Below are 8,833 nucleotides of genomic sequence, written 5' to 3' on the forward strand. Positions count from 1 at the left end.
TCCCCGATGAAAGGGATGAACAACAACTCGGGATCGATCTCGACAATGAGTTTTCTAATTCCGGCATTCACATCCGCGTGGGGTATCGTGTCGACCATCGCTGCGGGGAAGATATCGGGAAAAATCGTTTGCTTAACGCCAAGGATGCGATCCGCTCGCACAGCTTGTTCGCGACCGGTTTCGATTAACTCCCGGGTAAACATCGATTCGAGCGCTTTGGTGACGATTGCGGCATACACTTCGTGCCCTTCGGCCGATAGCCGTGCAATCGTTCCCCCGATGCCTAAGATTTCGTCGTCTGGGTGTGGCGCTATTACTAATACTCTCATCGGTTCCTCAAAAGATATCGTGATCGCCCATCGCAGTATACCAGCTCCGAAAATCGGTAAACGCACCCAATCGCTCAGAACTGGCTAACGGGTAGGCGCCAAAGTAAAAGACCGGCACATCCATCGCAAAACCGGATTTTTCGATCCAATAGTGACGATTCTTGTCATGCCGGTTATGCCACATTTGCACTTCCAGACCGTAGGTGTCGGCAATATCGAGGATCGATTTGATAACCGCCTCCCCCGCGGTACGGTTATCGGCTGCGCCCAGCCATTCTACGATATTGATCCGGGTCGGCCGCTCCTGCGGAAAAAGCTTCACAACCGCTGACGACAACAACCGCCCCGCTTCCCGATACTCGAACGTATAATATTTGCTCATGGGATGCCGGCAAAACCGCCAATTGTAGTACTCCGGCGAACGTTGAATGTAATACTTTTTTCCGGCGACGGTAACATCGATCAGCGGTTGATACTCATCGTCAAACATCCGGCAGCGCTCAAGTCGCTCGATCAATCCATCCGCAGGGTCGCGTGGCGACGTGTTTTTCCCGCGCCATGTCATCGATGGCAACAGCTCGATTTCAACATATTCCTTTTGCATCATTTGCGCAGGGTGGCTTTCCCGATTGGGACGGGTAAAAACCATCTCATAGCCTTGGCCGGCAAATTCTTGCAACGCCCAACTTACAAGCCGCGCGTAATAACCTTTTCCCCGGTAAGCGGGATCGTTCATTACCGTATGGTTCGATAGCGCTTTGCCGCTGGTTCCGTTGATGATGCAATCGCGCGGCGTATATCCAATATGGCTGACAAGCTTGCCGTCAATCCATACGCCCTTGCTAAGACCGCCACCGAAACAACTATCGAAGTATTGCCAGTAATAATACTCCTTTGATATTTCACGGTTGAACACCCGTTTAAACATCGTTAAGGCTTCGTCGACCCGGCTTCGATCAATTGTGCCAAACGCAATATCCGACATCGTTCTACTCCTTTGAATTCAACGATTCACCGGTTTTGTTCGAGAAGAACCGGCGAAACAGAACCCCAACTGTCAAAAACAATATCTTCACGTCAAACAGTATAGATTGCCGTTCGAGGTATTCCAGATCGAGCGAGTATTTCTGATCCCACGATCGCTCTTGTCCTTGATAATTCACTTGGTTCCAACCCGTTAGTCCGGGCTTCACATCGGCGCGTTTGCTATACTTTTCCGGCATCACCTGATAATGTCCTTCCGGCAATGCGCGCGGCCCGATCACCGACATGTGACCTTCCAGTACATTGATGAGCTGTGGGAGTTCATCCAAGCTGGTTCGGCGAATAAAACGGCCAACCGGACGCAGTCGGTCTTTGTCGGGCAGCAATTCGCCTGCAGCATCCCTTTCATTCGTCATGGTCCGGAACTTATACGACTGGAACGGCTTCCGGTTTTTTCCTACCCGCACGGATTTGTAAATCACCGGGCTGCCAAAAGCGATATATACACTGACGATTATGAGCAGCCAGAACGGCAAAAGTAATACCATTGCAACTAAAACAATGGTAATATCCATGACGCGTTTCACCACCAACGAGAGTTTATTCACTTGGGTTACGCTTTCCGGTTTGCTACGTTAGTCTTACTTGCTACGCTATCAAGAATCATCTGCTCATACTTCTGGGAGACTGCCGCAATATGGTGATTCTTGAGCGCGTATGCTTTGCCATTTTTGCCGAACGCCACCCGCTGTTCGGGCGTAATCGCCATTAACTCACCAATGGCTTGCACGATAGCTTGCGGATTTTCCGGCGATATTGTTAACCCGGCATTTGCTTCTTTCACGGGATCGTTTCCGATGGCAGACGTGAAAATAATGGGACGTTCCCCCATTAAACAAGCATAGAGTTTGTTGAAGGCGATCCCATACCGGTAAATCGAGCGGTGATTAGCAACCACTAAAAAGGCGGAAGCTTCGTTCATCGTATCCTGCAATTGTTCTGCCGGTATCCAACCGAGAAATTTTATGTTCGTTAAACCGGATTCGGTTGCCAATCGCTCCAAACGATCTTTCCCCGGACCACTACCCACCAAAGTAAACGCCACTGCTGTATTCCCGGATTCCTGCAATAATCTCGCGGCCTCGATCACAATATCGAAATTGATACCGCGCGCAGGAAAGGTCGTTATCAACATCACGTTGAATGGTACGCTGTAAACCCCGTCGTCCGGCTTGATTCGGTCAAAGTAAACCGGATTCACTGGATTGGGAATCCAAACAAACTTACTGGGTGGAATTCCGATGTCAGACAAGCGATCGCCAACATGCGGTAGGATCGAAATCACCCGTGCTGCCGATTTCATCAACACTTTCTCTTCCAGCAGCAGCGCTTTTCCCATCAACGATTTCGGAGAGATGAAGTTGCTTTCAAACAGTGATTGCGGCCAAACGTCGTTCAGTTCATAAACAAACGCAGTCCGCCGGAACTTGGCGAGGAGAAACGCCGCAATCGGCGCAAGCATGTGTACACAAGTGCCGATGATGACATCGGGGCGCTCCGCTCGAAACATACCAGCGAAGACCGACCGTACCGAAAACTCCAACATTCCTATGGCACGCCGCCAATTGTTTGCACGATACGCTCGCGTTCGCAACCAAACAAAGGTCACGCCGTCTTTTATTTCCTCTTTCCGAGACTCACCCGGCGCGAGATGTTCTTCTTTGAAACTGAAATGATTAAAGCTCGAGGCAAATATCGTTACTCGATGCCCCTGCTTCACCAGATATTTACATAAGTCATGCTGCCGGGCGTTATATCGAGAGTAATGACTTATTATCCAAACGTTCATTCTGTTCCTATACTTTGATTAACCCGAAAAATACTGCGTTGCACTACTCAGCACTCTTACAGTCGTTCAATAAATATTACAAATCAATTCTGAATTATTTTCTTACACAATCATTCACATCTATTATACTACATAACTCGACGCAAAGGTAGTAAACAAGGTTCGACTCTGCAACTTCAACAAGGAAGAAACCTCGCGACAAACGATAAGCTGACTCCGGGTAGACCGACAAGAAAGCATTTTTATAGTTACATATTAGAACTTGAAAACAAATAACAGTGACAATTTCTATAATTCTTTATATATCAATAACATAGATTCACACAAACTTGTTTTTTGTTAACCTTTGTTTTTGGTGTTGGTTGCATTATCTTATCCTGCTTGTTGAAGCAATGGGATCATCACATCTTCAGAATCGAAAGGAATAGTCACGCTTCTGTCTTTGGATATTCTTGTTTCCAGACACGAATCGTGTCTGAGAGAATCGAACAAACAAGAGTAAACAACGTACAAGAAAGTACGGTTGCTTCGACAGCAAATCATCAGATATTTGGAATTCACTAACACATGAAATCGAATAAAATTCGAAAAGACGTTTTTTTTGGATCGATGGGGGTTGTCACCATCGATCTACTTCAACTTGTGATAAGCGTAATCATCGCTCGTGCGTTAGGTCCGGAGGGGCGAGGAACCTATTCACTTATTGTTGGTTTTACGGGCATACTTTCGTTTTTAGTTGGACTCAATACAGCATCAGCAAACTCATATCTTGCGGGGAGCCGGAAGTTCCCCTTATCGGATTTGCTGGGCGGTTCGATCATCATGATGTTTGTTACTTGGCTGTTCGCAATCATCGTTGGATTCCTCTTAGTCTATTTTGATGCCCCTTTTATTCGCGGTATCAATCCGAATCAATTATATTTTGTTTTACTGGTATATCCCTTTGCACTATCACAGAACTACTTCCGCGGCATCCTGATCGGCACGAAGAATTATGTAAAGACTGTGCGAGCCGATGTTACCGGTTTTTTACTGTCGGTAACGACGTTATCGCTTTGTTTTTTATTCGGTTGGATATCACTATGGGCTGCGGTTATAACGTGGGGATTGATTGCAGTAACAACGACAACCATGAATTTGTATTCAGTCACTCGCGAAATCCCTAATCATTTACCTTCTTTCAATCGTAAAGCTTTGATTGAACAAATTCGTTATGGCGCTCGTTCTTATTTTGCGAAAACCATGACTTGGGTGAACAACACCTCCGATATCTACATCGGAGCTATGTTCCTTACGAAAGCGGAAATCGGATACTATGTTACGGCGTTTGGACTGGCAAACAAGCTTTGGATTGTACCCAATTCACTGGGTGCTTCAATCGTTTCACGAATTGCAGAAGCGCCCGATGGAAAACCACAATTATTAAAATTATCCTCACAAATTACCTTTTTCATTACTTTAGTATTAGGATTTTTACTTGCAACATTCGGATATTTGATTATTTATTTCTTATATTCAAAAAAATTCTCCGCCTCTTATATACCTCTATTATTGATGTTACCGGGAATTGTTTTCAAATCGATCTCTTTGCTGATGATGCGGCAACTCCAAGGAACCAACCGACCCACAGTAACAAGTACAATTGCCATTGTCAGCGCAGGAACCCATTTGGGATTAAATTTTGTCTTCATACCGCTCTTTTCATTCAATGGAATGGCGATTGCCTCTTCCGTTGCGAGTTTATTGGAATTCGCGCTTCTTTTTTATATGATTAGGAAGACAACCGGCTACAAGTTAACGGAACTGTTGTTCCTTGACGCGAATGCAAAAGCATATCTGATGTCAGCTCTCAAGAAGTATGGTCAGTCGAATCGTTACACAAGGAGATTTTTCTCGCGATGAGTGGATATGCTGGAACCCTTTCACAATATCTCTTGTTTATCATGTTCGGTTACATCATATATCGAAGTATCCGTGAACCGATCCTGTTGACAATCCCCTTCATCACCTCTGCATTGTTTAAGCAGTGGGTCTTGAGTAACGAGATCGTTTTCTTAGGTCTTGATTACACTGTTTTCACCGTATTTTTGATTGGTGTAGCCTTCATTATCATGTTGTTTCAACGGGACGCGGCACCAATACGATTCCCGTTATGGGCTTCGATGGCTTTAGGTGTGATCGTGTTGGTATCGGTCTATACCTATTATTCCAGTCAAGGCAGTTCCGATTCGGATCGCAGTTTCTACAAGTTTCTGTTTTTTGGTCTCACCGGTTTTCTTTCGCCGATAATACTAATCCGGCGCGAGCGCGACCTTCGTTCTTTCATCAATGTATTGACGGCTCTAATCACACTACTGGTGTTTATCGCGATTATCCTGGGTGACAGTGTTGAGGAAAGAGCCCGGGCATTGGAAGGCAGTACCATCACAACCAGTATCTTTAGCGCGGTAATGGTAACAATGGTGACTTACCGGATGATTGTGGAAAGCAACGCACGAAACAACATCCTTTGGATACTTCTCATCGTTTTCGGTTTGATTGGTATGTTGATAACCGGTTCGCGAGGACCGTTTCAGCAGCTTCTACTCATCACTCCCTTCATTCTTTTCATTAATCCCAAATACTACTCCCGACCCTTGATTGCAGTTGCGGTAATGGTGTTAGTGGTGCTAATTAGTTATACCTATTTACTTGATTTCAAAGCAGTTAGCCGTACATTAACACCCAACATCGAAGGGGCAAGTATTCAGTACCGGTTGAATGCGTGGTCTTTCATCACATCGAATTGGATGGACGCGCCAATTTTAGGACACGGCATCGGATACTTAGAAGCACGGTATGATATTCAAGCCCATAGCTTGATGCTTGATTTACTATTCTCAGGAGGACTCATTTCGTTGGTCGCTTATATCGTGATGGTAGTTAACGTAATCGTTTACTGGAAAACGCGACCACGGATATTGCGGTTTACATCGCTTGACACTTCTGTATGCCAAATTTTTCTGGTTGCGTTACTCCACTACTCCATTTCGATCAATGGTCAATCGTTGGAATCGATTCGATTCGTCTTCTTTTGGAGCGGTGCGTCACTGGCTGCTAGTTGGTTGGCTCACCATACCGGTGAGATGAAAATGAACGAATACCAACGGTTAAAACAAGAATCCCTGCAACGTGACGGACTTCTCGATGCAAGGAGCGCCAAAATATGACGTTTACATCATCTAAAGCAAATAGCACCGAAGCAAACAAAACCGGTATCGGTTGGAGATTGCCGGAGATAACCATCCTTACCGTTCATCCCCACGGTGATGCCCGAGTCTATACAAGGCAAGCGTTGAGTTTGGCGAAAGTCGCACAGACGGTGCGGTTGATTTCGCCGCAGGAACCTGGTTATACTCCGCCGCAATCGGACGGCGTTGAGCATTACTTTGTAAAACGGGTACGGTTTCGCTTTGAAAAATTTTTAGTGACGCCGTGGCGATTGCTGTTTGCCGGCTTAAAACGCCCAGCTTCGATCATTTGTATCCATGATGCAATTCTGCTGTACTTGTTTCCGATTCTTCGGTTGTTCGGAAAAATTTGCATTTACGATCGACATGAAGATTACAACAAAGTAGTGCGGAGTCGTTATTGGATTCCCAAGCCATTTCGCATCTTGGCAGGAAACGCACTGTACGTATTTGAGCGATTTTTCGGTTCGTTTGCCAGCGGGGTAATTTCGGTTGTCCATCCCTTAGAGAAAATCGTACCCAACTGTCCCAGCGTTGTGTTACATAACTTCCCCGGTGAACAATTAATCGAATCGGGTAAAACCGCGACGACACCTCCGAGTAAACGGGAATACGATGTCGTACACATCGGATCGATGACAGATTCAAGATTCGGAGTGTATCGTGCGGTATTAGAGGGTTTGGTCAAGCGTCGTCCCGGCTTCAAGGCTTTGATGATTGTTACATCGGAGCGGCACTACAAAATCTTGGTCGACCAGTTCGATGAGAAGCAGGTGACCGTCTTGCGGCGAATTCCCCATCCGGAAGTCACTGCAAAGCTTGCCCAGTGCAAACTCGGTATCGCAATCTTCCCGACGCTGGAAGCCCATTTGCAGTGGGCAGTGCCTGTAAAATTATTCGAGTATATGGCGTGCGGCTGCGCATTTGTCACGTCTCACATGCCCGGATTTGAATCGTTGTTACGGGAAGAGGACAAAAAGGATGTCCACATTGTCAACTCCGCTGATCCGGAACCATATATCCGGGAAATCGATGCTATGCTGAATAATCCTGCGGAAATGGATTGCCAAGGTGTCATGTATCAGAAGTGGGTTGCTGAGTATTATAATTGGCGACACGAAGAAGAAAAATTGTATCGATTCTTTACGGAACTCACCAAGAAATCGAAATCGTGATCGACGGTAGTATATGTTGAATACAGCGCACACATCGCAGCAAAATGAGAAACCACTATGAATCGTGAAAAGATTGTGATAATCGGCGCTGGTGGCAATTCCCGCGAATTGAAAATGTTGTTGCAAGCGATTAATCAGGTGCAACCGCGGTATGAGTTTTTGGGATACGTTGTCAGTGACTTCAGTAAGATTTCTCCGAACGACTCAAAAGATGAGATTATCGGGGATACCGACTGGCTGTTAAATCGCGCCGGGGAAGTTTCCGCGGTATTGGGCATGGGTACTCCGATTCACCGGTTGCGGGTTGCAGCCGAGTTGAAGCAGAAACGTCCGGACCTGAAGTTTCCCATCTTGATTCATCCCAGCGTCATCTATGATCCGGAAAGTTGTAAGTTTGGCGAAGGAGTAACGATAGCCGCTTCAAACGTCCTAACTGTGAACATAACACTGGGTGATTACGTATTTATTAATCGGGGCTGCCAGATTGGCCATGAGAGTGTTATCGGGACGGGCAGCGTATTGAACCCCAGCGCGGTGATTTCCGGTGGTGTAACGATTGGCGAAGGGGTCCTTATTGGTACCAATGCAACTGTAATTCAGTATTTGCAGGTCGGAGATTACGTTACGGTTGGCGCAGGCGCGTGCGTCACCAAAGATGTACCAGCTACTTTAACCGTTGTCGGTATTCCGGCAAAACCGCTACAGCGCGGCAAATCGTAAGTAAAAGATTGGATCATATATGAGTCGTCCACGGATTTATCTCTCATCTCCGCACATGTCGGAAGAGGGTTACGAATTAGAGTTTATCAAAGAAGCGTTCGCATCGAACTGGATTGCCCCGGTCGGACCGAATGTAAACGCCTTTGAGCAGGAGTTCGGCGACTACTTGGGTGGCGATTTACATTGCGCCGCGGTGGGTTCCGGCACTGCCGCCCTCCATTTGTCGATTGTGTTATTAGGCGTAGAACGTGGCGACCGGGTTATCTGCTCCTCTTTTACTTTCATTGCAAGTGCGAATCCTATTATTTACCAAGGGGGCGAACCGATTTTTGTCGATTCCGACGCCCGAACTTGGAATATGGATCCGAACGCGTTGGAAGATGCGCTCAAAGCGTGCTCGAAAGCGGGTAGAATGCCGAAAGCGGTGATGTCGGTCGATATTCTTGGACAAAGCGCCGACAACAAACCGATTAGTGATATTTGTGATAAGTATGGTGTTCCGATGATCGAAGATGCCGCCGAGGCATTAGGCGCTTCTTACCATGT

The 8,833-nt window shown here is 46.4% G+C and carries 9 protein-coding genes; 5 read left to right on the top strand and 4 right to left on the bottom strand.

Annotated features, from left to right (window positions below; all coding sequences use genetic code 11):
• The 4 genes from OEM52_11620 to OEM52_11635 all read right to left on the bottom strand — a co-directional run.
• Positions 1 to 329 (bottom strand): PIG-L family deacetylase (locus OEM52_11620; protein ID MDK9700784.1); only part of this gene is annotated, 329 nt, incomplete at its 3' end.
• Between the two features lie 7 nt (positions 330 to 336).
• Positions 337 to 1,314: a GNAT family N-acetyltransferase gene (locus tag OEM52_11625; protein MDK9700785.1), complete on the bottom strand. Its 978-nt coding sequence runs from the start codon at positions 1,312 to 1,314 to the stop codon at positions 337 to 339.
• Positions 1,315 to 1,318: 4 nt separating this feature from the next.
• Positions 1,319 to 1,921 carry a sugar transferase gene (locus OEM52_11630; protein MDK9700786.1) on the bottom strand — a complete coding sequence of 201 codons (603 nt, stop codon included), beginning with the start codon at positions 1,919 to 1,921 and terminating at the stop codon, positions 1,319 to 1,321.
• 5 nt (positions 1,922 to 1,926) lie between these two features.
• Positions 1,927 to 3,162, bottom strand: coding sequence for a glycosyltransferase family 4 protein (locus OEM52_11635; GenBank protein MDK9700787.1), 1,236 nt, complete (start codon positions 3,160 to 3,162; stop codon positions 1,927 to 1,929).
• 567 nt (positions 3,163 to 3,729) lie between these two features.
• Between OEM52_11635 and OEM52_11640 the strand changes: the two genes are divergently transcribed.
• The 5 genes from OEM52_11640 to OEM52_11660 all read left to right on the top strand — a co-directional run.
• Positions 3,730 to 5,064, top strand: coding sequence for a polysaccharide biosynthesis C-terminal domain-containing protein (locus OEM52_11640; GenBank protein MDK9700788.1), 1,335 nt, complete (start codon positions 3,730 to 3,732; stop codon positions 5,062 to 5,064).
• Positions 5,061 to 6,371, top strand: coding sequence for an O-antigen ligase family protein (locus OEM52_11645; protein ID MDK9700789.1), 1,311 nt, complete (start codon positions 5,061 to 5,063; stop codon positions 6,369 to 6,371). The genes OEM52_11640 and OEM52_11645 overlap by 4 nt, the downstream gene beginning before the upstream one ends.
• A complete protein-coding gene (locus OEM52_11650; protein MDK9700790.1) occupies positions 6,368 to 7,567 on the top strand; it encodes a glycosyltransferase in 1,200 nt (399 codons plus the stop codon). Before OEM52_11645 ends, OEM52_11650 begins: the two co-directional genes overlap by 4 nt.
• A 57-nt stretch (positions 7,568 to 7,624) precedes the next feature.
• Positions 7,625 to 8,287, top strand: a complete 663-nt coding sequence (locus tag OEM52_11655; GenBank protein ID MDK9700791.1) for a NeuD/PglB/VioB family sugar acetyltransferase — start codon at positions 7,625 to 7,627, stop codon at positions 8,285 to 8,287.
• A 19-nt stretch (positions 8,288 to 8,306) separates the two neighbouring features.
• On the top strand, positions 8,307 to 8,833 hold a 527-nt coding region (locus OEM52_11660; protein ID MDK9700792.1), incomplete at its 3' end, for an aminotransferase class I/II-fold pyridoxal phosphate-dependent enzyme.

Source organism: bacterium, from assembly GCA_030247525.1.
Lineage (GTDB): Bacteria > Electryoneota > JAOADG01 > JAOADG01 > JAOADG01 > JAOTSC01.